Raw genomic sequence first — 23,540 nt, 5'->3', positions numbered from 1 at the left:
TCACAATTCAGTATCTTGAACAGAGAACAAACCTGTCGATAAATAACGATCACCACGGTCACAAACAATACAAACAATCACTGCATCTGGATTTTCTTCGGCAATTTTTAAAGCTGCCCATACCGCACCGCCCGATGATGTGCCTGCGCTGATGCCTTCTTTTTGCGCCAATTTGCGCATGGTTTTTTCTGCTTCAATTTGCGGAATATCAATAATGCGGTCAACACGGCTGCGGTCAAAAATGGTTGGTAAATATACTTCAGGCCAACGGCGAATCCCCGCAATGCTTGAACCATCTGATGGTTGTAAACCAATAATTTGAATCTCTGGGTTTTGTTCTTTTAAGTATTTAGACACACCCATAATGGTGCCTGTTGTGCCCATAGAGCTGACAAAGTGGGTAATTTTACCGCCCGTTTGCTGCCAAATTTCAGGCCCTGTGGTCAGGTAATGTGCTTCAACATTATCTGGGTTACCAAATTGGTTCAGCACCAAGCCTTTGCCTTCGCGTTGCATTTGCAAAGCCAAATCGCGCGCGCCTTCCATGCCTTGTGCTTTAGTCACTTCAATCAATTCTGCACCATAGGCACGCATGGCATCTTTACGTTCTTGGCTCATATTGTCAGGCATGATCAGCTGCATTTTATAGCCACGCATAGCTGCAACCATCGCCAAAGCAATGCCGGTATTGCCACTGGTTGCCTCAATTAAAGTATCGCCCGGTTGAATTTCACCGCGTTTTTCTGCCTGCATAATCATGTTGTAGGCAGGACGATCTTTAACAGAACCCGCAGGGTTATTGCCTTCCAGTTTTGCCAAAACCGTTGCCTGCGTATGACTTGCCAAACGCTGCAAACGCACCAATGGGGTTTTGCCCACATAATGATCTAACAAAAATTTATCACTTTGGAAATCTGATTGGGTATCAAGCATGGTCTGCACCAATATCAAGGTGGGCTTATTGTATGAAAATTTGCACCTTCCTGCACGTTTTTCACAGGCTTTTTATCAAAACAGCAATACTCTGCCGACAATTTATGCATCACTCACTGCCTACACAATTCTAGGCAAGATGAACACAATTTCAGATTGTCTTTTGCGGGATGGATGCAAAAAAATGCACACCGATTGATTGCGAGATGCAGCTGAACCACTCGCACCAAACAGATGAAAACACAGTCAGCAGAAATAAAGCATGCTAAACTGCCAAACATAGGGATTGAACTGCGTTAACCATGTCAAATATCAATAAAAAGTTATTTAAGCGCTTACATTTAAATCATGCTTATGGACAGCTGATTGCACTTATTTTTGTGCCAATTATGGTTTTGGCATGCGTCGGCACGATGCTAGTTTTATCTGAAACCTCGAATGCCGCAAAAGCACAGCAGCGACAAATGGCAATTGCGATTTTGACCCGTTTTGAGTTGCCATCTGAAGCAGCTTTGCATCAACTGGCTAGCTTTCCGTGGAAGTACGAAGAAGCACGTACTTTTATGCAAAACATGATGAACGAAAAGCACTTGATTCGTACTGCACTGATTGATGCTTCTGGTACACGCCGTTTAAGCATGGGCTTTCAAGACCAAGCCGAATGGCCCAAATTCCCTAAAAATGCCGATTTTTTTGGCCCAATTCTGTATAAAAATAATCATGTGTATGGCATGCAAATTCAGCAAGACATCAACCATCCTGCATGGTTGCTGATTGAACTGGACAATCAGCCATTACAAATTGCCCGTTATCGGGTCATGATTGTATTAATTGCCACAGGCTTGCTGACCCTGTTGTTGTTATTGCTGTGTCTGAATTTCTATTCACGACGCTGGATTGCACCCATGTATGAAATTCGCATGCAGCTACAACGCCTGAATGCCGATACGCTCGATCAACACATGGTCATTAACAGTACTGGCGAATTACGCTTATTGCAGCGGGATATTGCCAATGTGGTAAAACGCCTGCATTTCAGCTTTTTAGAACTCAAAGAACATACCGAACAAACCGAAGATGACTTGCGCCGCACCCTCGATACTTTGGAAGTGCAAAACATCACTTATCGTCAGGCACGTGACCAAGCGATTTCTGCCAACCAGTCTAAATCGGTATTTTTAGCCAACATCAGTCACGAACTCAGAACACCACTGAACAGTATTGATGGCTTTATTCACCTGTTATTGCGTCAGGAAAATCTGAGCAATGAACAGAATTTATATTTACAGACCATTCGTAAATCATCGGCGCATCTTTTAGCACTCATTAATGACGTATTGGATTTTTCTAAAATTGATGCAGGCAAACTGGAGCTGGATACCGCACCCTTTGATTTAGAAGAAGCCATTTTTGATGTAATGGATATGCTCTCGCCTTTGGCTGCGCAAAAGCACATCAACATGGCCTTTTATTTTGCCGATAACGTGCCGCAATATGTGCTGGGCGATGCTTTACGTTTCAAGCAAATTTTGACCAATTTAATTTCCAATGCGATTAAATTCACCCCCGATGGTGAAATTATTGTACGGGCACGGGTAGAACATGACGATATTGGACAATGCCTGATTCACTTTAGCGTCCAAGACAGTGGCATTGGTTTAAGCGGCACAGACCGTAAAAAATTGTTTGAGTCTTTCTCTCAAGGTGATACTTCGGTCACGCGTCAATTTGGTGGTACAGGTTTAGGTTTGGCCATTTCCAAACAGTTGGTGCATTTGATGCAAGGTCAAATTGGCTTTGAAGACAATCAGGAACGTGCCCCAACCGAAAAAGGCTCGACCTTCTGGTTTACTGCCATGTTTGCGGTAGATGAAGCGCATTCACAGCAGCATCCAAACTTTAAAGAAATTCAGGTGGTGTCGTATTTGGCGCACCCTGCCACAGCGAATGTCTTGCGTCATTATCTTGAAAACTATGCGGTGCTACATATTGAAGCCGCTTCAATTTTAGATTTATTTAGCCGCTTAAAAGATGTATCTGACCTGCAAGACAACACTTGGTTAATTGTCGATCATAGCGGCGACACCGAAGCTTTATTAAAAGAAATCCGTACCCGTTATCAAGGTAACTTGGCGGTGTATGGCTATCAAATGGCGCTAGACCCAAGTCTGTTAAATGAATATCGTGCGCGGGCTTTGTATCAACCACTCAGTCGTTCCGCCTTAATTGACTTACTTAACAATGAAAACAGTTTTGATGAACAGGATTCTGCATCATTTGATGGTAAAGGCCTGCACATTTTAGCGGTGGATGACCATCTACCAAACCTGATTGTACTCGAAGCCTTGTTAGGCGAACTGAATGTGACCACCACCAAAGCGCAAAGCGGTCAGGAAGCGTTGGGAATTTTGCAGCAACGTATCGAACAGGGACAGCAACCATTTGACCTGATCTTTATGGATATTCAAATGCCTGTGATGTCGGGGGTAGATACCACTCGTGCGATTCGTTCTTTAGAATCAACTTTGGAAAATCACAAACGCTTGCCTATTATTGCTCTCACCGCGCATGCACTTGCCGATGAAAAGCAAAAATTACTCAAAGTCGGTATGGATGACTATGTCACCAAACCGATTCAGATTGAACAAATCATCCAAATTTTAACCCATTGGACCACGCAAAGTTTTAATAAGCCATCTGCAGTCGATAAAGCCATTGTGATTGAAGCGCTAGATCCACAGGTGTTGGATTGGCAACAAAGCCTAATGCTGGCAGCCAACAAAGAAGACCTTGCAGTGGATTTACTGAAAATGCTAGTGGATAGCTTTGCCACAGAATTACATGAAATTGAACAGCTGATTGAACTGGAAGATTTCCCACAACTCGAGCATGTGTTGCATCGTCTGTATGGTGCGACCCGCTATGTTGGCACACCGAACCTGCAAGAAGTAACAGGCTCATTTGAACAGTTTGTTTCGACCTTACGTAAAGAACGTCGTAAAGCCGATGATCTGTTTGTGCAAGAGGTCTTAAACCGTTATCAGGAATTACAAACCTGTATACAGCAAGTTGAACATGCAGCAGAACACATTTTTACCAAACATAATGCGGTGAGTTAGCCAACATCAAAGTAACATTCACCGCGAACGCCTCAACGAGAAGATACAGTTTGTAAGCACGACTCACCCAGCACTATTCACAAAAAAAAGTCACGTAATCAAAGGCAAGGTCGCAAGGCTTTGCCGTGACTCTGCTGTCATTTATCGCACTGCTGCCCATGTTATGCTTTGCCCAGTAAAAACAAGAGCTCACATCATGACCTTACTTCGTATCGAAAAAAATAATGGCATCGCCACAGTTTCCCTGAACCGCCCAGACAAACGCAATGCCATGAGTTTTGCCCTACTTAAAGAATTGGTGCGGACTGCCGAAAAACTTAAAAAAGACCGCAGCTTACGTTGTGTAATTTTAACAGGCGAAGCAAAGGTATTTAGTGCAGGCATTGACTTGGCCGACCTCAACAATCCACAAAACCGTGCATTTGCGGCTTGGGAATTAATTAAGCCAGGGCAAAGCCTGTTTCAAAAAGCATTTCTCGTTTGGCAACAATTGCCTGTACCTGTAATTGCTGCAATTGAAGGGTATTGTTTTGGCGCAGGGATGCAATTGGCTTTGGCTGCAGATATTCGTATCGCGCATCCTGACACGCAAATGTCGATTATGGAAAGCCGTTGGGGCTTAGTGCCTGATATGGGGCTAAGCCGTTCATTAAAAGGTTTAATTGGTTTAGACCTTGCCAAAGAACTGACCTTAACTGCACGTATTTTTGATGCCAACTATGCCAAAGAAATTGGCTTGGTCACGCATTTAGATGCAACACCTTTACAAAAAGCACAAGATCTTGCTGAAGAAATTGCACAACGCTCTCCTGATGCATTGGCTGCAGCCAAACAAGTGCTGGATGCTATGGAACATGCGCCAAATAAATCTTTACGTTTAGAAAAAATTTGGCAATTAAAATTATTGCTGGGTAAAAATAGCCAACTGGCACGTAAAAAGGACAAGAACCCTGAAGTGACCTTTGCACCGCGTCAGTTTTGATTCAGTTCAAACACAACAGACTTTGACCAAAGGCTAGATTGACATTTCAAGCCAGACTTGTACTGTAGGCAAAAATGGAGAATCAGCGCTATGCATTTTGATCGTGACACAAAAATCGCTTTTTTAGGTATGGGACTTATGGGGACGCGCATGGCAACCCGCTTAGTTCAGGCAGGTTTTGAGGTCGCGGTGTGGAATCGTAGCCCTGCGGCTTGCGAATCTGTGCTCAGTCTGGGGGCAAAACCGCTGCAATTGAGCGAGATCGGACAATATCCAGTGATCTTGAGTTGCCTTGCCGATGATCATGCCGTCCAAGCTGTATTAGATCAAATTGAGCCTTTTTTGACTGCTCAACAAGTCATTGTCGATTTTTCCAGTTTGTCTGTAGATCAAACCCAAAAGCTAGCGCAGCAAGCCAACCTCAAACAGGTCACATGGATTGACTCACCTGTATCGGGAGGCACTGCGGGAGCCGAACAAGGTAGTTTGGTGATTTTTGCAGGGGGTGATGCAAACACCATCGAAAAATTAAGCCCGATTTATCATGTGCTGTCACAACGTGTAACCCGTATGGGTGAAACAGGCACAGGACAAGCCACTAAAATCTGCAACCAACTGATTGTTGCTGCCAACAGCACCCTAATTGCCGAAGCTGTTGCCTTAGCAGGACAGGCAGGCGTAGACACCCGTTTACTTGCACCTGCTTTGGCGGGTGGTTTTGCCGACTCGAAACCGTTTCAGATTTTAACTCCACGTATGGCAACTCACAGTTTTAAGCCTGTGCAATGGAAAGTCCAAACCCTGTCTAAAGATTTAAACAATGCCTTACAACTGGCAGCGCAATTTCAGTTACAGATTCCTGTGGCAGAAAAAGCCCTTTCACAACTGCAAGCCCATCAAGCCAAGGGTTTTGCAGAAGCAGATTTAGCCACCATTATTCATCAGGTCGAAGCTTAATCGGCTTGATTCCTGATCCAACCTTTGCCTGCAAGGAGCACCTGCATGTCTAAACTGGCGGTTAATCTGTCGATGATTTTTACCGAAGTGCCTTTAATTGAACGCTTTGCCCTTGCACGCGAACATGGTTTTCAGCATGTTGAAATTCAATTTCCCTATGAGCTGAGTATTGAGCAGATTCAAACCCAACTCACACTCCACCAACTCAGCCTGTGTTTAATCAATGTTCCTGCGGGTGACCTCATGCAAGGCGGCAATGGTTTGGCGAGCGTACCCGGAAAAGAGATTGAATTTCATCATGCCTTAGAGGTAGCCATCCGCTATGCCACGGCATTAAATGTCCCTAGCGTCAATATTTTGGCAGGCAAACAACCTGTCGATGCCGATTTACTGCCTTGCTTAAACACACTGGCAGAAAACCTAAAACTGGCCTGCTCGATGCTCACTCAACATCATATTCAGCCTGTCTTTGAAATGATTAATGGCACCGACATGCCACGCTTTTTAGTACAAAATATTGCGCAAGCTCAAGAGATGCTAGAAGCAGTCAAACATCCTGCTCTTAAAATGCAATACGACTGTTATCACATGGCGATGATGGGTGAAGATGTGCTGAGCGCATTGCAAGAAAACATTCAGGATATTGGTCATATCCAGTTTGCCGACAATCCAGGACGCCATGAACCCGATTCAGGCGAGCTAGACTATACTACTATTTTCAAATGGTTACAGCACAGTGCTTATTCAGGCTATATCGCTGCAGAATACCGCCCAAGTCTGGCGTCAAATCAATCATTTGCATGGAAAGACAAATACTTTCCCTCAAATCAAAGTGGTTAAAATTAAACCGATTTGAAATTTCAGGCTAAAACAGCTATATTAGACGATGAATAATTTTAGGAAATTATACACCCCATGAATTTAGAACCATCGCCCGGCGCTTCTAATTCTCACGATCTTGCAATGAATACCCAAAAGCATGACGTACAAACTTGTCTTAAAGTTGTACATGAAGCTCTCCTTGATGTAAAAGCCAAAGAAATTGTTGAACTTGATGTCAGCAGCATCAGCAATGTTTCAGATGCCATTGTGATTGCTAGCGGTACATCAACTCGCCACGTAAAATCTCTTGCCGACAATGTTGCCGAAGAAGCGCGCAAAGCAGGCTTCCGCCCAATTGGTATTGAAGGTGAACGTGATGCAGAATGGATCTTGGTCGATCTTGGTATGGTAGTGGTTCACATCATGCTACCAACAGCACGTAAATTCTACGACCTAGAAAGCTTATGGCGCACTACGCCTGAGTCTGTTGCTTAATACAACAGCTCACTTGAGCAGCCTTAAAGATACACAATAAGCGACTTTCAAATAAGTCGCTTTTTTAATGCAGATCTTTTGAAGCTCATATCCCTAATCATTTTTATATCGCATTAATCTACCCACCAAATATTGGTTTATATCATCCCCTACCCAATACATTGCTTCAAACCAATCCTATAAAACTCGCCCGAACTCAATCTGCCTGATCTCAATTAACCACTTTACATCAGCCATAAAAAAAACCGCCCGAAGGCGGCTTCATATCTGGAAACAGTGTCTTAGTGACCTGTACCGTTGATTGATTTAGTCATATCTTCCACAACTTTCTTGGCGTCACCAAAAATCATCATGGTCTTGTCGTTATAGAACAAGTCGTTGTCTAGACCCGCATAACCTGTTGCCATTGAGCGCTTGATGACCATAATGGTACGTGCTTTATGCGCTTCAAGAATTGGCATGCCGTAAATTGGCGAGTTTGGATCGTCTTTTGCCGCAGGGTTAACTACGTCATTTGCACCAATCACCAACACCACATCTGTTGCAGGGAAATCTGAGTTGATTTCGTCCATTTCTAAGATGTCTTCATACGGTACGTCTGCTTCTGCAAGTAATACGTTCATGTGACCCGGCATACGACCTGCCACTGGGTGAATCGCAAAACGAACAGTTACACCTTGCTCTTTTAACAAGTTGGCCAATTCTTTGACCGCATTCTGTGCACGACCTTGCGCCATACCATAGCCCGGTACAATTACTACGCTGTCTGCATTTGACATCAAGAAGCCAGCATCATCAGCAGAACCTGAACGGTAGTTACGTTGTACTTGCGCACCCGCTGCTGCCGTTGGTGCTGCTGCACCGCCCATCGCACCACCAAACAATACGTTGATGATTGAACGGTTCATGGCTTTACACATGATGTAAGACAGAATCGCACCTGAAGAACCGACCAATGAGCCTGCAACAATCAGCATGTTGTTTTCAAGTGTGAAACCAATACCTGCTGCCGCCCAACCTGAGAACGAGTTCAACAATGACACCACAACTGGCATGTCACCACCACCCACTGGTGCAATCCATACCCAACCGAATGCCAATGCTAAACCTGTCATTGCCCAGAATGAAGTCATGTTGCCGCTCAGGAAGAAGTGAATCCCAAAACCGAGCATGGCAAGGAAAATTAACGCCTGAACAGGTTTTACCCATGCACCCGAAATAGTTTTTGCCCATTTCTTTGCCGCCAATTTACCGTATGCAAAAACAGATGCGGTAAAGGTAATCGCCCCCACGAAACAGCCCACAAACAATTCAAATAAATGAACTTTGCTCATTTCATGGAAAGTAATGCCATTTGCAGCCAACAAGTCTGGACCAAGTTCGATTAACTTGTTGTTATGAATAATCGCAGCAATCGCAATTAAAACTGCAGCCAAACCGACTAAAGAGTGCATTAACGCTACAGTTTCAGGCATTTGAGTCATTGGCACCGTACGTGCGCGGGCAATACCCACCACCGCACCTGCTGCCATAGCTGCCAGAATCATCCACACAACTGGATTGTCTGCCACAAAGAATGTAGTCAAGACTGCAATCGCCATTGCGATCATGCCGTAACGGTTGCCCGCAATCGCAGTTTTAGGCCCAGACAAACCACGTAAAGTTAAGATAAAGAGCACAGCCCCGATTAAATAGAACCAGTCTGCATATTCACGAATAAATTCCATGCATTAGCCCTCTTTTTTCTTTGCTTTTGGTTTGAACATTTCCAGCATACGTGCAGTCACTGCAAAACCACCGAAAATATTGATGCTTGCCAAGAACACAGCAATCGCACCCAGTACACTCACCACATTAATGGTTTGGAAATCGACACTGCCTTCTACACCCATGATTGGTAGACCAACAGTTTGAATCATCGCACCTACAATAATGATTGAAGAAAGTGCATTGGTTACTGCCATTAATGGCGTATGTAACGCAGGTGTTACCCCCCACACCACGTAGTAACCTACGAAGATGGCAAGGACAAAAATCGTAATTGTTTCAACCATGAGAATTCTCCTTAACCACGCTTTAACAGCACTTGACCGTTATGAGTGACCAGCAACGCTTTCTGAATTTCTTCTTCAGGATTCAATGCGAAGTTCTTGTCGTTATCAAATAATGTTTCAACAAAATTCAACACATTACGCGCATATAGTGCAGATGCTTCTGTCGATACAGTCGATGGAATGTTTGGAATACCCAAAATTTTCACACCATTGGCAGTCACTACAGTTTCACCGCATTGTGAACCTTCGACGTTACCGCCCGTTTCGACTGCCATATCTAAAATCACAGAACCCGGCTTCATTTTTGCCACAGTTTCCGCTTTGATTAAACGCGGTGCATCACGACCCGGCAATAACGCAGTGGTAATCACGATATCCGCATTAGAAACGGCTTTATCGACAATCACTGCTTGGTCTTTAATGTATTGTTCACCAGGCATCCAGCCATAACCATTTTTGGCAGCATCGGCAGCTTTTTGTTGTTCTTCTTCAGACATTGGTACGTCTAACCACTTACCACCCAAAGATTCCACCTGATCTTTTGCCGTTGGACGCAAGTCAGTTGCTTCGACTACAGCACCTAAACGCTTCGCTGTTGCAATGGCTTGCAAACCAGCAACACCCACACCCATGATCACAACACGCGCAGGTTTTACAGTACCCGCTGCCGTCATTAACATTGGGAACATGCGTTGATATTCTGCTGCAGCCAACAACACAGATTTATAACCTGCCAAGTTGGCTTGTGATGACAACACGTCCATATTTTGCGCACGCGACAAGGTACGTGGCAAAAGCTCTAAAGCAAATGCAGACACCTGAGCCGCAGCAAATTGGTCTAATTCAGTATTGCGGTAAGGATCAAACATCGCCACCACAGTGCTGTTCGGTGCAAGTTTTTGAATTTCTTCACCCTTTGGGGCACGAACTTTCAAAATCATTTGGCTACCGCGATAAGCATCATCTGTCATGGTCGCGCCTACTTGTTCATAAGCGCTGTCGATATAAGCGGCTTTTACGCCTGCACCACGTTCAATGACTACGCTATGACCCGCGCTAATCAACTTCTTTACTGTTTCTGGCGTCGCAGCGACACGATTTTCACCGACAACAGTTTCGGTTGGAATTCCGATCTGCATGAGCGTTCCTCAAGCTAGTTTTTCTTAAGTCAACATCGTGGATAACGATGCTTTCCCCTCAGGATAAGTTTTGTTGAATTTTTGGATTCTAATGCAACATTTTTAAATTACCACCCAATATTTATTTAATAAATACCCATATTTTGAACTGATGATTCATAAAAATATTGTTGCGAGATATAATTGATAAGTTTTGCTTATTGAATATAAGTCTAATTATTCAGCAAAACTTCGATTTGAAGTGTCTAAAAGAAAAAAAGCGATGCTTTGAGCTTGCAGTTGACCACATTTAAATGAATTAAGCATTGATCATTCTGACACGCATTTCACTTAATTGGGAAAATCCGACTTAGCGCTAAAAGATTGCATATCTATACATTTAAGCGCTAAAAGCAAAAACTTAAACACCAAATTGACTTTTTTGACAATTTTTACACCGCACAACATGGTTCAATTTAGAAGTGTTTTGCGCATCTGAAAACCTTAGAAAAACCTACCTTTGCCTTATGAGTAAAACCGAATATTTGAAACAGTAAAACTTTTAAAAGAAGCTTGAATTTATTCAACTCAGGTCTAAGTTAAGTGCTGCTATTTTTTTCATTTTTTTGTGCGTCATTTTGTCTGATGATGGATTTTCTCTGTTTTGCAATATTTTCAACTAATTTGCACCATTATCGTGCAAATCCCATTTACTCTACTTTTCACAAAATTTATGCCATCTCAAGCAGACCATCTGCATAAAATCGGCTATGCTTGCTCAAATACAGCACACACAGCTTGATCCATGCAGTCGCATCTGCCTTTATCTATCATGCAACTTGCATTTGTGTGCGCGGCATGTGTCACTTCTCTTGCATCCACCTTGCTCGACAGCATTTTTCATGATCAGACTTAACGCCACACAATGGGGCTCCATCTTTGCCTTATTTGCAGCCTTTTTGTTTAGTACCAAAGCCATTTTTATTAAACAGGCTTATGCACTTTCACCGTTGGTCGATGCAACCGTACTCATGGCTTTGCGCATGGCAAGTGCCCTGCCTTTCTTCCTACTGATTTGTTGGCTCAATCGCTACCACAGCCGCAACATCTCTACACGCAATTGGCTGCTAATAATATTTGCAGGTCTGATGGGCTATTATTTTTCTAGCTGGCTGGATTTTTTAGGGCTGATGTTCATTAGCGCTTCATTAGAACGCATTATTCTGTTTTTATACCCAACACTCACCGTTCTGGCTTCGAGTGTGATGTATCGGCAGAAACTTAGCTGGTTGAGTCTGTTTGCAATTGCCCTGAGTTATGGCGGAACAGTGATTGTGATGTTACAGGAACAGAGCAATACTCCGCATGACACGTATTTTTGGTTAGGCAGTAGTTTGGTGTTCGCCAGTGCAGTGTGTTTTGCAGGCTATTTATTGCTGACCAAAAGCCTGATTCAGCATTTTGGCTCTTGGAATTTTACAGGTCTGGCTTTAAGTATTGCCTGCATCGGTACGCTTACGCATTACAGTTTGGTCACACCTAATCCGCTCGGACTGGTGCAACAACTGCCTGTAGAAGTGCTGGGCTATGGCATAGCTTTAGGGATATTTGTCACAGTCTTGCCCACCTTACTCATGGCGCACAGTATCTCCCGTTTAGGTGCGGCACAATCGGCCATGATTGCTTCAATTGGCCCCATCTTGACGATTCTATTGGCCACAGCATTTTTAGGTGAACATCTAAATGGCATACAATGGTTCGGCTGCATGCTCAATATTGTAGGCGTGATGATGATCACCTTGTCCAAAAACAAGTTCTCTCATTAAGTTAAAGGCGACATCCTGCCACTAATGAAGTTGAATATTGGATTCAATCTTTGAGCTACTGCAACCCCGTTTTACCATTGACCTTAGGATAATTATGAACACTGCACCCGACATCAGCCAAGATAAAACCCTGCTCTGGTTGATGGCGATTGCCTGTGGTCTATGCGCGGGTGCGAATTATTATTGCCAACCGCTGATTTACTCGATTCATCAATCTTTCCAAATTCCGCAATCCCAAGTGGCATTGACGGTGACTTTTGCACAAGTGTCTTATGCTCTGGGTTTATTATTCATTGTGCCCATGGGCGATATTGTCAATAAAACCAAATTCATTCCCTTATTGATGTTTTTGGCCTCGATTGGCTTATTTTTATGTGCCTTTTCCAGCAATTTAAGCATGCTATGGATTGGCACGATTATCACAGGGCTGTTTTCAGTTGCAGCACAAGTCTTAATTCCCTTTGCCACCATGACCGTAAAACCTGAAAAAATGGGTGAAGTGGTCGGTTTATTGATGAGTGGTTTATTGGTCGGTATTTTACTTTCGACCAGTTTGGCAGGTTTGCTGTCCAATTTATTCCACTGGAAAGTGATTTACCTGATTAGTGGCGTGCTGATGCTATGCATTGCCGCAGTCCTCAAAGCGCGCTTGCCGTTTATCTCAACCAGCAAACTCAGCTATTTGGCCGTATTTCAGTCTATGGGCAAACTCATTTTAGAAGAACGTCGTTTGGTCTATCGTGCCTTACTCGGTGCGTTTGCTTTTGCAGCGATGAGCGTATTGTTTTCCACCATTGCAGTATTACTCAAATCCAGTTTTGGCTTAGCTGACTTTATGGTGGGCATTGTGGCAATGGTGGGTGTATTCGGTGCTCTTTCGACCAAACACGTGGGGAAAATTGCAGATCGTGGCTATGTTACAGCGCTGACGTGGGGTGGTTTGGCGCTATTGGCAATCAGTTGGGTCTTTCTATACAACGGACAATTTAGCTTATGGAGCTATATTCTTGGTTTTGGCTTAATTAACCTTGGGCTTGCTACCGTACACAGCAGCAACCAAAACGTGATTTTTCGCTTACGCCCCGATGCCAAATCGCGGATTAACTCAATTTATATGACCAGTTATTTTACTGGCGGTGCTTGTGGTTCTGCTTTGGGGATCTATGCTTGGCAACACGGTGGATGGTTGTGGAGTTGCCTAGTTGGTTTGTGTTTTGTTGCCGCCGCAATGAGCTTTGCCCTGCTCGACTGGCAACATCAACGTCAACACACCGCCATGCCTTAAACGCTGCTATTACAATCAAGCAAGTCGCTTAAGACATTTGCATCACAGGATAAAATGGCTGACTCAACTCCACATTTTCTAAATTTTCCAATAAGATTTGGATAAAACACGGCATCAACGCACACAGTAAAGTATTGGCATGGCTGAGTTGTTTGCGGTTGATTGCACTGTTATAAGTTGCACCACCTTGTAAAAGTTGCTGCTGTAACGTCAATAAGCGCTTAAACAAACATGCCAAAATTGTAGCTGAATCATGGATGTGCAATGCCTGCATAATCTGCTGTTTCTCTGCTTCATAATCTGCACGCCATTCAGCTTCAGTCATTTTTTGATTACGCCAATCCCAAAAACTTTGATACAAATAAGGGTTGGTCAGCAACACCTCTAAACTTTGTGGATATTTTTCCCAAATAATTCTCGCCATGCGCTGATCGACATCTTTTTGATACATACGCTGCACAAATTGCTGCAAGGTCTGTTGTGTATGCTCTGCCGTCTGACCTTGCGCATACAAGGCACTCAACGCCACCCATGCTGTCATAAATTGCATATCGACATCATCATGAAACTCAATGGCTTTTTTCCACCAACTTAAACTGCGCTGCATGCGTAAATTAAATGCCGTTGAAAATTCATTTTTCTTAGTTCGATATATTTCTTCTAATACCAACATTTTATTCTCTCTCTTATGCTGCGTTACCGTTATCTTTTCAACATACAAAAAAACGGCTACGCATACAAATACTGAGCAGTTCCGCTTTAGCACCTACGGTTGCGCTGCTTTGTTCATGACGAACAAAGCAAAGTTGATGCCAATGGCTGTAGGTTGTGGACACTGTCGATTTTCACTTAAACCCCGTATAATGCGCGATCTTGTGCTTTTGTTTTCAATTCAGGTGGGTTATGACACGTGCCATCCAAACTTTACAACCTCGCATTTCGGTTGCCCCGATGATGGACTGGACTACCCGCGATTACCGTTTTTTTGCACGTTTATTTAACCCCAATATCATTCTGTATACCGAAATGGTAACCACAGGCGCAATTTTATTTGGTGATGCCAAGCGCCATTTAGATTACAGCAAAGAAGAACATCCAATTGTCTTGCAGTTGGGCGGTTCAAATCCGAAAGACCTTGCGACCTGCAGTAAAATGGCACAAGACTGGGGCTATGATGAAATCAACCTAAACGTTGGCTGCCCAAGTGATCGAGTACAAAACAATAAAATTGGCGCATGTTTAATGGCAGAACCAGACTTGGTTGCAGAGTGTATTGCCGCCATGCGTCAAGCGGTTGATATTCCTGTGACCGTAAAACATCGCATCGGGATTGATGACATGCACTCTTATGCAGAGATGCTGCATTTTGTGGATACTGTGGCTCAAACAGGTTGCAATAACTTTATCGTGCATGCCCGAATTGCCTTATTACAAGGTTTATCGCCTAAAGAAAACCGCGAAGTTCCGCCTCTGCGTTATGAGGATGTGTATCGCCTAAAACAAGACCGCCCCGAATTGTTAATTGAAATTAATGGTGGAATTAAAACGTTTGCCGAAACCCAACAACACCTCAAGCATGTCGATGGGGTGATGATTGGTCGTGAAGCCTATCACAACCCTTATTTACTGGCAGAGCTTGGGCAATTATGGGGGCTAGAATTACCTGACCGTTTTGAAATTATGCAGCGCATGTTGCCGTATATTGAACAACGTCTACAACAAGGTGCACCACTTTCTGTCATTACCCGCCATATTTTAGGTTTATTCCAAAACCTACCTGGTGCACGTAAATGGCGTCAGGCACTAAGTGGCGGCAATGCCAAAACATTTGCCGATGTAGAACAAGCTCTTGTCAACATTCAAGCGGCAATGCAGCGTACGGAAGACTATTTAAAAGAGCAGCAGCTACAACGACCTACTGAATAAAGTCATTCGCGATGTACAAAATCAAAGAATTTTTTTTATGAGCCATGCCTCGCATGGCTTTGATTTATATATTTTTAGCCTGTAAGGCATCCAACTTTTTCAATACTTCTGCCACAGCTACCATCGCAAAACTGGACGTGACCACCACTGCCGAACCATAGCCGCCACAGCGCAAACCTGCGCTTGGACAAACATCGGCACTGGAAAATGGATTGTCGATGGAATACACACAGGTAATCCCAAACTTTTCTTTTGGCTTTTTACAAATACCTTTGCTGCGTAATTGGGCGCGCAATTTGGCCAACATTGGGTCTTGTTCGGTTTTAGATAAATCTGCCACTCGAATTTTCAACGGATCAAGTTTGCCACCTGCACCACCCGAAACAATCAGTGGAATCTTGTTAAAACGACAATGCAGCATCAACGCTAGTTTAGCTTTTACGTCATCAATGCAATCTAAAATCAAATCAGGTGCAGTCGCCAATAACGCTTTGACGTTATCTGGACTGAGGTAATCATCGACCAAATTAATTTTGATACGTGGATTAATGGCGCGACAACGCTCTGCCATGACATTAATTTTTTCATGCCCCAAGGTTGAGCTCATGGCAGGCAATTGACGGTTAATGTTAGATGCTGCGACCACATCCATATCCACCAATGTCAGCTCGCCGATACCTGTACGTGCCAACGCCTCAACTGCCCAAGAGCCGACACCGCCAATTCCAATCACCATGACATGACTTTGGGCATAATGCTGAAAAGCACTGTCGCCATAAATCTTGGCCACACCCGCAAAACGGCGTTCATATTCATCATCTTGAAGAAGGTCTGTCATGCTGCAATCAAATCTAATTTCAAAGTGTGGGCATTTTACTGCGTTTCGCAGACTTCGTGTTGTTTCATCTAAAGTTTAGGCAAGTCTAATATTTGAATGCTATTCTGCCAAATCTGTGCGGCTAAAGTTTGCGGTGCAATATCTAAACAATCCGCTAAACCTTCAAGCACATAAATCAGGTTCGCAGGGGTATTTCGGGTTCGTGATTGAGTATCTGTCTGACAACATAAAGGCGTCATATCGGGACAGTCGGTTTCCAAAACCAAATGTTCAGCACCAATTTCCTGCACAACACGGCGCAGTTTTTTTACATTGGGATTGGTAATCTGCCCTGTCACACCAATTTTAAAACCCAATTTGATCAGTGCTTTGGCTTCTTCCACCCCACCGCTAAAAGCATGTGCAATGCCACCAAACTGAAATTGTTGTTGTTTGAGTATTTTTAAGGTTTCGGCATGGGCCTTACGAATATGTAGCAGTACAGGTTTTTGTCGATGGCGTGCGATTTCCAATTGCGCGGCAAAAAAATCTTGCTGCTTTTGAAACGCTTCAGGCTGTTTATGTTCAACCAAAAAAGTGTCTAAGCCAATTTCACCCACCGCGACACAATGCTGTTGTTGCAAAAAATGTTCTAAATCTTGTAAATGTTGGTCTTGATGTTGTTCGATATAAAAAGGATGCAAGCCTGGTGCAAGATGACTTTGTGGCACATGCTCAAGTTGGTTTAAAAACTGTTGTGTAGAGATTAAATCTTGAAAACGTGATTGTACAAAGCCAATCAGTACCAAATGTTCTACGCCTGCTGCCTTGGCCGCATACGCCAATTGCTCCCGATCTGAGTCAAAATCAGGTACATCAAAATGGGTATGCGTATCAAACAGCGCAATGCTCATATTAAGATTTCGCTTTGGTTGTGTTTACTGCACTGGCTTCGGCAGATTTTGCGGTTGCTTCAGAGGCTGCTTCTGTTACAGGCAAATACGCAGCTTTTAAAATCCCCTGCAGTTCTGCATACGGAATGGTTAAACGCGGTAAACCAACGACATAAGGGCCTATTTCATATTCTGCGTATTGCAGAATTAAACCCTGTTGACCTAAATAGTAATTTTCCGACAGCTTAAATTTCCACGCTTGTTCATATTCTTGCACATTGGTGGAAAGTTCAGATGCGATGACCCATTGTTTAAACGCTTCGTAGGCTTTGCGCTCCAATTGTGGACGCTGCTTCTCTAACAGAATGTCATTTAACAATACTAATTTTTTCTGTTCTAAATCAAAATTATAGTATTGCTGTGCCGATGCACCATGCGCTCCGCCCAAATAACTACTGCTATTCAGTACCACGGTTGCCAAAGGCTGATCTGCATTCAAAATTTTAGGCTTAATCATCAAACTGATTTTATGATTTGAGCTTAAAGCTTTCAGTTCCTGATCAAGTACCAAAAAGCTTTGCACATAAGGCACAGTTTGTTTTTCTAATTTTTGCGCCAAAGTTTCCACTTGTGCAATGGCTGCTGCAGTGGGGTTGCTGGCAGGTGCATCTGCAGCACTGGCTGCTGTATTTTCACTGGCTGCATTCTCAACTGCTATAGCCTCAGAAGCCGCCTGCTGTGGTGCAATTTCTAAAATTTGTGCCAATTCTTGAATAATTTTCTGATCAATAAAATGGTCGATAAAGGCCTGATTACTATTCAAACGCTCAATTGAAATTTCAGGGCAGTTATTCCCTTCACATTTAGGCAACGACAAATTCAGTTTTTCAGTATCCCCGACCAGTTTTAAGCTTTGTTGTTCCGCCTGCGTCTGCTCTGGCTCGACTGTTTCTGGTTCGGTTTTCTTTGGCTGACATGCAGTAATCCCTAGCGTTGTAATTAAAATACTGATCGCCAAAATACTTTTATTTTTCAACATGGATCCAACCTTGATTTCATCTATTTTTGCTTGTCACCGCACTCACCTACTAAAACATAGATGGATAGATGTCTGCTTTTAAAACTTGTTGTGTTTGTGCTTTGCTTAGGTAAATATCTAACTGCGTGCCATCTTTGACAATTTCATGGGTGCGATAATGCAATCCTAAGCCCTGATCATCAAAAAACCAATCTGCCTGCCCCCAGTATAATTTGGCAGGTGCTGCTTTTTGCACGTCACTGCTTTGTGTTTTGAGCCAATCCTGATAGGCCTGCTGTACAAAAGTATTCATACGGGTTTGTTGTTTGGCATCAATCACATCTAAAACAGACAAGGCTTTTTGCTGCTTCCGATCTGCCACAAAGAAATAATAGCGTTCCTTGACTTGCGTGCCTTCCTGTTTGCTATCTACCCCGACTTGCAACAAAACATATTGATTGCGTTGATATGCCATACGGGTGTACATCGCCAATTCATAAGCTTTATTTTGATCTAATTGTGCCTGCCAAGCATCGGATTTTTTCACATAGGCATCTACGGCTTGCTGCAAATTCATGTTTTGTTTTAAGCCAATTTGGTCTTGAATCACCATGGCCTGATTTTTTGCAATCCAACTGTTGAGCCATGTATCTTGGGTATTTAAAGTTTGTACTTCTAATTCAATGCAGTTTTTATTTTCACAAAAAGGTAAGGCAATTTCTGCCGCCTGTTGTTTGATATTCAAATACGGCAAAACATCTGCTTGATCTTTCTGAAAAATAGACGTTTGCTCATCTGAGTTTTGATCTTGTTTAGATGAGTCACAGGCGCTAAGCAAAACCATCCCGCTCAAAATTGCACCCAGATAAACCGATTTTTGCTGCATGATTTCCCCAATTCACTTATCAAAAATAATCTTTAATCTTTTACCGCCCCCATAATAAAACAGCTTCCTAAAGAAGCTGTTTTAATTTTGAAACTTTTAGCAACGCTGAACATTCATCTACGCTACGCTGATCGCACCTGCCAGATCAAACATTAGCAACGGCTTAGTGCTCGCGCGTGTTTCTAAACTCAATGTCAGGGTAACGCTCTTGCATTAACTGTAAATTCACACGGCTTGGCGCGAGATAAGTTAAGTGACCACCACCATCGACAGACAACTGATCGTGGGCTTTTTTCTTAAATTCGTTAAACTTTTTCTCATCGGCACAAGACACCCAGCGTACCGTGTTGATGCTGACAGGCTCGTAAATACAATCGACTTTGTATTCTTCTTTCAGGCGATAGGCGACGACTTCAAACTGTAGCACACCAACAGCACCTACGATTAAATCATTGCTGTTTTGTGGCATAAAGACTTGCGTTGCACCTTCTTCTGAAAGCTCTTTAAGGCCTTTTTGCAGCTGTTTGGACTTCAATGGGTCTTTCAAGCGTACACGACGGAACATTTCAGGTGCGAAGTGCGGAATCCCTGTAAATTGCAACTTTTCACCCGAAGTGAAGGTATCGCCAATTTGAATCGTCCCGTGGTTATGTAGACCAATAATGTCGCCCGGCCAAGCTTCTTCGAGGTGCTGACGGTCACCTGCCAAGAAGGTCAAGGCATCGCTGATACGTACATCTTTATCAATACGCACATGCTTCATTTTTAAGCCTTTTTCATACTTGCCTGAACAGATTCGCATGAAAGCAATACGGTCACGGTGCTTCGGATCCATATTGGCCTGAATTTTAAAAACAAAACCACTAAAGCCTTCTTCATTGGCTTCTACAATACGGTCTTGCGTTGGATGTGCTTTTGGCGGTGGCGCATATTCACTGAATGCATTCAATACATGATCTACACCGAAGTTACCCAAAGCAGTACCAAATAGCACTGGTGTTTGACGACCCGCTAAAAACTCTTCACGGTCTAAAGGCTCATTCGCCATTTGTACCAATTCAAGTGATTCTTCAAATGCCGCCCATGCCAATTCACCTACTTTTTCACGTAGGTCTGCATGGTTATAGCCATCACGTACTTCAATTTCAGGAATGGTTGAACCAAAACCTGATTTGTACACATAAAACTTTTCTTCGATGAGGTTAAACACCCCTGCGAAATCACGCCCTGTACCCATTGGCCAAGTGATTGGCACACACTTAATTTTGAGGACATTTTCAATTTCATCCAACAACTCTAATGGTTCACGAATTTCGCGGTCCATTTTGTTGACGAATGAAATGATGGGTGTGTCACGCATACGACACACATCCATTAATTTAATGGTACGGTCTTCGACACCTTTCGCACCATCAATCACCATCAGTGCAGAGTCCACCGCAGTTAGAGTGCGGTAAGTATCTTCAGAGAAATCTTCGTGCCCTGGGGTATCGAGCAGGTTAATCATTTTGTCTTTATACGGGAATTGCATCACCGAAGTTGTAATGGAAATACCACGTTCTTTTTCCATTTCCATCCAGTCAGATGTTGCGCCACGATCTGACTTACGGCTTTTTACCATCCCTGCAACTTGAATGGCTTGTCCCCATAACAGCAGTTTTTCTGTCATGGTGGTTTTACCAGCATCGGGGTGGGAAATAATCGCGAAAGTACGTCGCTGTGCGACCTGCGCCGCTAACTCATCTTTAAAACTCATGCAAGACACCTACTGCAGAACCGCAGTGTATAAGATCAAAATGATCAATATGAAAAATTGGCGTAATTGTAGCAGATTTGAATCAAATTTTATTGATTGTTGATATGTTCTAATTTACCCACAACTGAGAATATAGTTATTTTTTCAATCTATACTTTTGCTTTTGGCTTTTCGGTTTTTCTGGAATCGTACGTTCAATCAAACCTACTTCTATGGCAGGATTCATATCGTTCTTTTGGAATGTTGCGCTATGAGTTAAACCTAACAACTGCATCAACTCAGCCAAACTATATTCATCTTGTTTCATCACTGAAATTAAACGCTGGACTTGGTCGCTCACTTGTACGCTATCTTGAGCGGTAGCATGATCGCTAGCTTAAGCCGAATGTTTAAACAACTCTTCTAAACGCTCAACATCCATAGGTAAGCCTAATAAATAACCTTGCAACTGCTGACAGCCTAAACGGGTTAAAATCTCAGCTTGCAATGGCGTTTCCACCCCTTCAGCGGTCACAGTTAAACCCAGTTTAATGGCTAACTGAATAATACTTTCTAAAATTAATTCTTCTTTGCTGTCCAAACACAAATCTAAAATAAAAGCACGGTCAATTTTCAACTCATCGACTGGCAATTTTTTCAAATACAAGAAACTCGAATGTCCTGTACCAAAATCATCAATCGCCAATTGAATCCCCATTTGACGCAAACGCTCAAAACTACGAATACTCGATTCAATATGATGCATTGCTGTACTTTCAGTCACTTCAATCATCAAGTGTTGGGGTTGAATCTCATAGCGTTTAAACAAGTTTTCTAACGTCGAAAATAAGTGTTTATGTTCAAACTGCACTGCCGATAAATTCACAGCCACAGGAAATAACGGTGCACCCGATCTTTCCCAAATTTGAATTTGTTTAAAGGCTTCTTCTAGCGTCCAATAGCCAATTTGAATAATCAACCCCGTCTTTTCAGCCCCTTTAATAAACATATTTGGGGTAAGTAAACCATGTACGGGGTGATACCAACGAATTAAAGCTTCTACGCCACAAATTTTATGGTCAGCGGCTTTAAACTTTGGCTGATAGAACAACGCAAATTGTTGTTGTTCAACTGCTTTATATAAATCATTAATCAACTTACTTTGGCTTTTAGCCTCAAGTAACTCCAGATCATAATTAAATATTGAACTGGTGTTACGCCCCTGATATTTAGAGGTCAGCATCGCCGCATCAGCATTCATTAAAATATCTTGCAAATTGGTGCCATGCTCTGGATACATCGCAATGCCAATACTGCCTGAAATATTAATGACCTTGCCTGCAATTAAGAAACTTTGCTGAATCAGTTCTAATATTTTTTCAGAAATGACAGTGGCTTCTGCAATGTCGGTATGTTCAATCACCAAAAGAAATTCATCGCCACCAATTCTTAATAACTGGGTATTTTCGCCCAAGTGGGATTGCACACGTTTAGACAACTGAATCAGCAATTGATCGCCAACATGATGCCCAAATACGTCATTCACCGCTTTAAAGCGGTCTAAGTCGATATACAAAAATGCAATTTTAGTGTTTTTTTGCCGATGCTCAGAAAAAAGCAATTGTGCATATTCAGCTAAATATAAACGGTTGGGCAATTTGGTCAGGTTATCTTTGACTGCCTGATTGGCCAATTCACGGTTGGCTAAAGACAATTGTCTGCTTTTTTTTTCTAAGCGCAGCTCCAGCAGAGATACGCCCACCGCAGCAGCAAAAATCAGACTGGTCACTAAAATAACCACCAACAGAGCTGGCCCTTGCCCGATCTGGAAGTGCCCTGATTGAGGCAAATCTGCTGTAGAGTAAAAATGCAGTGCTTCCATGCCTATATAGTGCATGGCAACAATGCTCAGACTCATGAGCACCGCAATGAAAATTTTATATTGTGCCTGACGCCCCATTCTGCACTTGGAATGAAACATAAACCAAAAGGTAAGTATTGCACCGCCAATGGCCACTAATACAGACAGCAAAACAATGGTAGGATCATAATAACTACGGTAGCCTTCTACCTGAATTCCCATCATGCCCGTATAGTGCATGCCTGAAATACCCAACCCCATTAAAATGCCGCTCAGGATCAAACGCGCCACAGGCAAGGTCGATTGCGTGGTCAGCCAAACCGCAAACGTAGAGGCGATAAATGCAATAACAAAAGATAGGGTCGTAAAGCTAAGATCAAATTGATACGGTGCAGGTAACTGGCATGCCAACATGCCCACAAAATGCATACTCCACACTGCCGCACCCAGCAGCAAACCACTCATGATTAATGCAATTTTTTTTAGTTGTTGTTGTACATTTTGAAAGAGCATTTGCTCAACAGACACTGCAAAATAGCAGGCCAATACTGAGATTGCTACCGAGCCAATTACCAAGCTCAGATCATAATGTACATGCATCATTAGATGTGTCCATCTCTGTCATATTTTATTGTTTTTCGGTTACTCAATCTCACACTCTCTTATAAATAATAACTAAAAAGCAACCTGAACGACGGATTGATCTAGCAAAGACCGCATTGACTTTAGAATCTAATACTATTCCGCTTTGGTCAATAGTCAAATATATAATATGTCATCATGAAATAATGGCAATTTAAAACTGCTGAAAAT

20 protein-coding genes and 1 pseudogene are annotated in these 23,540 nt (G+C 42.9%); 8 read left to right on the top strand and 13 right to left on the bottom strand.

Going from position 1 to position 23,540, the window contains the following annotated elements; translation table 11 throughout:
- Positions 1–933 carry a cysteine synthase CysM gene (cysM, locus tag AC07E5_RS02860; RefSeq protein ID WP_154320328.1) on the bottom strand — a complete coding sequence of 311 codons (933 nt, stop codon included), beginning with the start codon at positions 931–933 and terminating at the stop codon, positions 1–3.
- Positions 934–1,235: 302 nt separating this feature from the next.
- On the opposite strand from cysM, the gene AC07E5_RS02855 reads away from it, so the two are divergent.
- The 5 genes from AC07E5_RS02855 (at position 1,236) to rsfS (ending at position 7,308) form a co-directional block, all read left to right on the top strand.
- Entirely contained in the window at positions 1,236–4,052 is a 2,817-nt protein-coding gene (locus AC07E5_RS02855; protein ID WP_253131850.1) for a GacS-like sensor histidine kinase, read from the top strand.
- A 196-nt stretch (positions 4,053–4,248) separates the two neighbouring features.
- On the top strand, positions 4,249–5,034 hold the full coding sequence (locus AC07E5_RS02850; RefSeq protein WP_179995949.1) for a crotonase/enoyl-CoA hydratase family protein: 786 nt from the start codon (positions 4,249–4,251) through the stop codon (positions 5,032–5,034).
- Positions 5,035–5,124: 90 nt separating this feature from the next.
- Positions 5,125–5,991, top strand: a complete 867-nt coding sequence (locus AC07E5_RS02845; protein WP_253115729.1) for an NAD(P)-dependent oxidoreductase — start codon at positions 5,125–5,127, stop codon at positions 5,989–5,991.
- A 45-nt stretch (positions 5,992–6,036) separates the two neighbouring features.
- On the top strand, positions 6,037–6,831 hold the full coding sequence (locus AC07E5_RS02840; protein WP_253115727.1) for a hydroxypyruvate isomerase family protein: 795 nt from the start codon (positions 6,037–6,039) through the stop codon (positions 6,829–6,831).
- A gap of 75 nt (positions 6,832–6,906) precedes the next feature.
- The gene (gene rsfS / locus AC07E5_RS02835) at positions 6,907–7,308 is read left to right on the top strand and encodes a ribosome silencing factor (protein ID WP_004974926.1); all 402 of its coding nucleotides are present in this window, start codon (positions 6,907–6,909) and stop codon (positions 7,306–7,308) included.
- Positions 7,309–7,589: 281 nt separating this feature from the next.
- Here rsfS and AC07E5_RS02830 read toward each other — a convergent pair whose 3' ends face one another.
- Genes AC07E5_RS02830 through AC07E5_RS02820 form a run of 3 tightly spaced genes read right to left on the bottom strand, consistent with a single transcriptional unit; the run spans position 7,590 to position 10,501 of the window.
- A complete protein-coding gene (locus AC07E5_RS02830; protein WP_004974925.1) occupies positions 7,590–9,035 on the bottom strand; it encodes an NAD(P)(+) transhydrogenase (Re/Si-specific) subunit beta in 1,446 nt (481 codons plus the stop codon).
- A gap of 3 nt (positions 9,036–9,038) precedes the next feature.
- Entirely contained in the window at positions 9,039–9,362 is a 324-nt protein-coding gene (locus AC07E5_RS02825; protein WP_004974924.1) for a proton-translocating transhydrogenase family protein, read from the bottom strand.
- 11 nt (positions 9,363–9,373) lie between these two features.
- The gene (locus AC07E5_RS02820) at positions 9,374–10,501 is read right to left on the bottom strand and encodes a Re/Si-specific NAD(P)(+) transhydrogenase subunit alpha (RefSeq protein ID WP_004974923.1); all 1,128 of its coding nucleotides are present in this window, start codon (positions 10,499–10,501) and stop codon (positions 9,374–9,376) included.
- A gap of 881 nt (positions 10,502–11,382) precedes the next feature.
- Between AC07E5_RS02820 and AC07E5_RS02815 the strand changes: the two genes are divergently transcribed.
- Both AC07E5_RS02815 and AC07E5_RS02810 read left to right on the top strand, forming a co-directional pair.
- Entirely contained in the window at positions 11,383–12,306 is a 924-nt protein-coding gene (locus tag AC07E5_RS02815; protein ID WP_253131852.1) for a DMT family transporter, read from the top strand.
- Positions 12,307–12,400: 94 nt separating this feature from the next.
- On the top strand, positions 12,401–13,591 hold the full coding sequence (locus AC07E5_RS02810) for an MFS transporter (RefSeq protein WP_253131853.1): 1,191 nt from the start codon (positions 12,401–12,403) through the stop codon (positions 13,589–13,591).
- A gap of 28 nt (positions 13,592–13,619) precedes the next feature.
- Here the strand turns inward: AC07E5_RS02810 and AC07E5_RS02805 are convergent, their stop codons facing one another.
- Positions 13,620–14,264, bottom strand: coding sequence for a hypothetical protein (locus tag AC07E5_RS02805; RefSeq protein ID WP_004974903.1), 645 nt, complete (start codon positions 14,262–14,264; stop codon positions 13,620–13,622).
- A gap of 37 nt (positions 14,265–14,301) precedes the next feature.
- Positions 14,302–14,427, bottom strand: coding sequence for a hypothetical protein (locus AC07E5_RS02800; protein ID WP_498624564.1), 126 nt, complete (start codon positions 14,425–14,427; stop codon positions 14,302–14,304).
- A gap of 67 nt (positions 14,428–14,494) precedes the next feature.
- Between AC07E5_RS02800 and dusA the strand changes: the two genes are divergently transcribed.
- Positions 14,495–15,517, top strand: a complete 1,023-nt coding sequence (gene dusA, locus AC07E5_RS02795) for a tRNA dihydrouridine(20/20a) synthase DusA (protein WP_180168954.1) — start codon at positions 14,495–14,497, stop codon at positions 15,515–15,517.
- A gap of 64 nt (positions 15,518–15,581) precedes the next feature.
- Here dusA and AC07E5_RS02790 read toward each other — a convergent pair whose 3' ends face one another.
- The 7 genes and pseudogenes from AC07E5_RS02790 to AC07E5_RS02760 form a co-directional block, all read right to left on the bottom strand.
- Positions 15,582–16,355, bottom strand: a complete 774-nt coding sequence (locus AC07E5_RS02790; protein ID WP_253115694.1) for a tRNA threonylcarbamoyladenosine dehydratase — start codon at positions 16,353–16,355, stop codon at positions 15,582–15,584.
- A 68-nt stretch (positions 16,356–16,423) separates the two neighbouring features.
- The gene (locus tag AC07E5_RS02785; RefSeq protein WP_253115692.1) at positions 16,424–17,248 is read right to left on the bottom strand and encodes a TatD family hydrolase; all 825 of its coding nucleotides are present in this window, start codon (positions 17,246–17,248) and stop codon (positions 16,424–16,426) included.
- Between the two features lies 1 nt (position 17,249).
- Positions 17,250–18,266: an RsiV family protein gene (locus tag AC07E5_RS02780; RefSeq protein WP_096901396.1), complete on the bottom strand. Its 1,017-nt coding sequence runs from the start codon at positions 18,264–18,266 to the stop codon at positions 17,250–17,252.
- A 49-nt stretch (positions 18,267–18,315) separates the two neighbouring features.
- Entirely contained in the window at positions 18,316–19,131 is an 816-nt protein-coding gene (locus tag AC07E5_RS02775; RefSeq protein ID WP_004974888.1) for a hypothetical protein, read from the bottom strand.
- Positions 19,132–19,294: 163 nt separating this feature from the next.
- Entirely contained in the window at positions 19,295–20,887 is a 1,593-nt protein-coding gene (locus AC07E5_RS02770) for a peptide chain release factor 3 (protein WP_004974887.1), read from the bottom strand.
- Between the two features lie 136 nt (positions 20,888–21,023).
- Positions 21,024–21,260, bottom strand: a pseudogene (locus AC07E5_RS02765) (Fic family protein); the annotation flags it as partial.
- A gap of 3 nt (positions 21,261–21,263) precedes the next feature.
- On the bottom strand, positions 21,264–23,330 hold the full coding sequence (locus AC07E5_RS02760) for a putative bifunctional diguanylate cyclase/phosphodiesterase (protein WP_253131854.1): 2,067 nt from the start codon (positions 23,328–23,330) through the stop codon (positions 21,264–21,266).
- Positions 23,331–23,540: the final 210 nt, after the last annotated feature.

The organism is Acinetobacter seohaensis, assembly GCF_056431365.1.
The sequence above is the reverse complement of the archived record's forward strand: the minus strand, read 5'-3'. Positions and strand labels throughout refer to the sequence as shown.

Bases quoted from the DNA above. Each gene is read 5' to 3' on its own strand.
- cysM (WP_154320328.1), bottom strand. From the start codon at position 933: ATGCTTGATACCCAATCAGATTTCCAAAGTGATAAATTTTTGTTAGAT.
- AC07E5_RS02855 (WP_253131850.1), top strand. From the start codon at position 1,236: ATGTCAAATATCAATAAAAAGTTATTTAAGCGCTTACATTTAAATCAT.
- AC07E5_RS02850 (WP_179995949.1), top strand. From the start codon at position 4,249: ATGACCTTACTTCGTATCGAAAAAAATAATGGCATCGCCACAGTTTCC.
- AC07E5_RS02845 (WP_253115729.1), top strand. From the start codon at position 5,125: ATGCATTTTGATCGTGACACAAAAATCGCTTTTTTAGGTATGGGACTT.
- AC07E5_RS02840 (WP_253115727.1), top strand. From the start codon at position 6,037: ATGTCTAAACTGGCGGTTAATCTGTCGATGATTTTTACCGAAGTGCCT.
- rsfS (WP_004974926.1), top strand. From the start codon at position 6,907: ATGAATTTAGAACCATCGCCCGGCGCTTCTAATTCTCACGATCTTGCA.
- AC07E5_RS02830 (WP_004974925.1), bottom strand. From the start codon at position 9,035: ATGGAATTTATTCGTGAATATGCAGACTGGTTCTATTTAATCGGGGCT.
- AC07E5_RS02825 (WP_004974924.1), bottom strand. From the start codon at position 9,362: ATGGTTGAAACAATTACGATTTTTGTCCTTGCCATCTTCGTAGGTTAC.
- AC07E5_RS02820 (WP_004974923.1), bottom strand. From the start codon at position 10,501: ATGCAGATCGGAATTCCAACCGAAACTGTTGTCGGTGAAAATCGTGTC.
- AC07E5_RS02815 (WP_253131852.1), top strand. From the start codon at position 11,383: ATGATCAGACTTAACGCCACACAATGGGGCTCCATCTTTGCCTTATTT.
- AC07E5_RS02810 (WP_253131853.1), top strand. From the start codon at position 12,401: ATGAACACTGCACCCGACATCAGCCAAGATAAAACCCTGCTCTGGTTG.
- AC07E5_RS02805 (WP_004974903.1), bottom strand. From the start codon at position 14,264: ATGTTGGTATTAGAAGAAATATATCGAACTAAGAAAAATGAATTTTCA.
- dusA (WP_180168954.1), top strand. From the start codon at position 14,495: ATGACACGTGCCATCCAAACTTTACAACCTCGCATTTCGGTTGCCCCG.
- AC07E5_RS02790 (WP_253115694.1), bottom strand. From the start codon at position 16,355: ATGACAGACCTTCTTCAAGATGATGAATATGAACGCCGTTTTGCGGGT.
- AC07E5_RS02785 (WP_253115692.1), bottom strand. From the start codon at position 17,248: ATGAGCATTGCGCTGTTTGATACGCATACCCATTTTGATGTACCTGAT.
- AC07E5_RS02780 (WP_096901396.1), bottom strand. From the start codon at position 18,266: ATGTTGAAAAATAAAAGTATTTTGGCGATCAGTATTTTAATTACAACG.
- AC07E5_RS02775 (WP_004974888.1), bottom strand. From the start codon at position 19,131: ATGCAGCAAAAATCGGTTTATCTGGGTGCAATTTTGAGCGGGATGGTT.
- AC07E5_RS02770 (WP_004974887.1), bottom strand. From the start codon at position 20,887: ATGAGTTTTAAAGATGAGTTAGCGGCGCAGGTCGCACAGCGACGTACT.
- AC07E5_RS02760 (WP_253131854.1), bottom strand. From the start codon at position 23,330: ATGATGCATGTACATTATGATCTGAGCTTGGTAATTGGCTCGGTAGCA.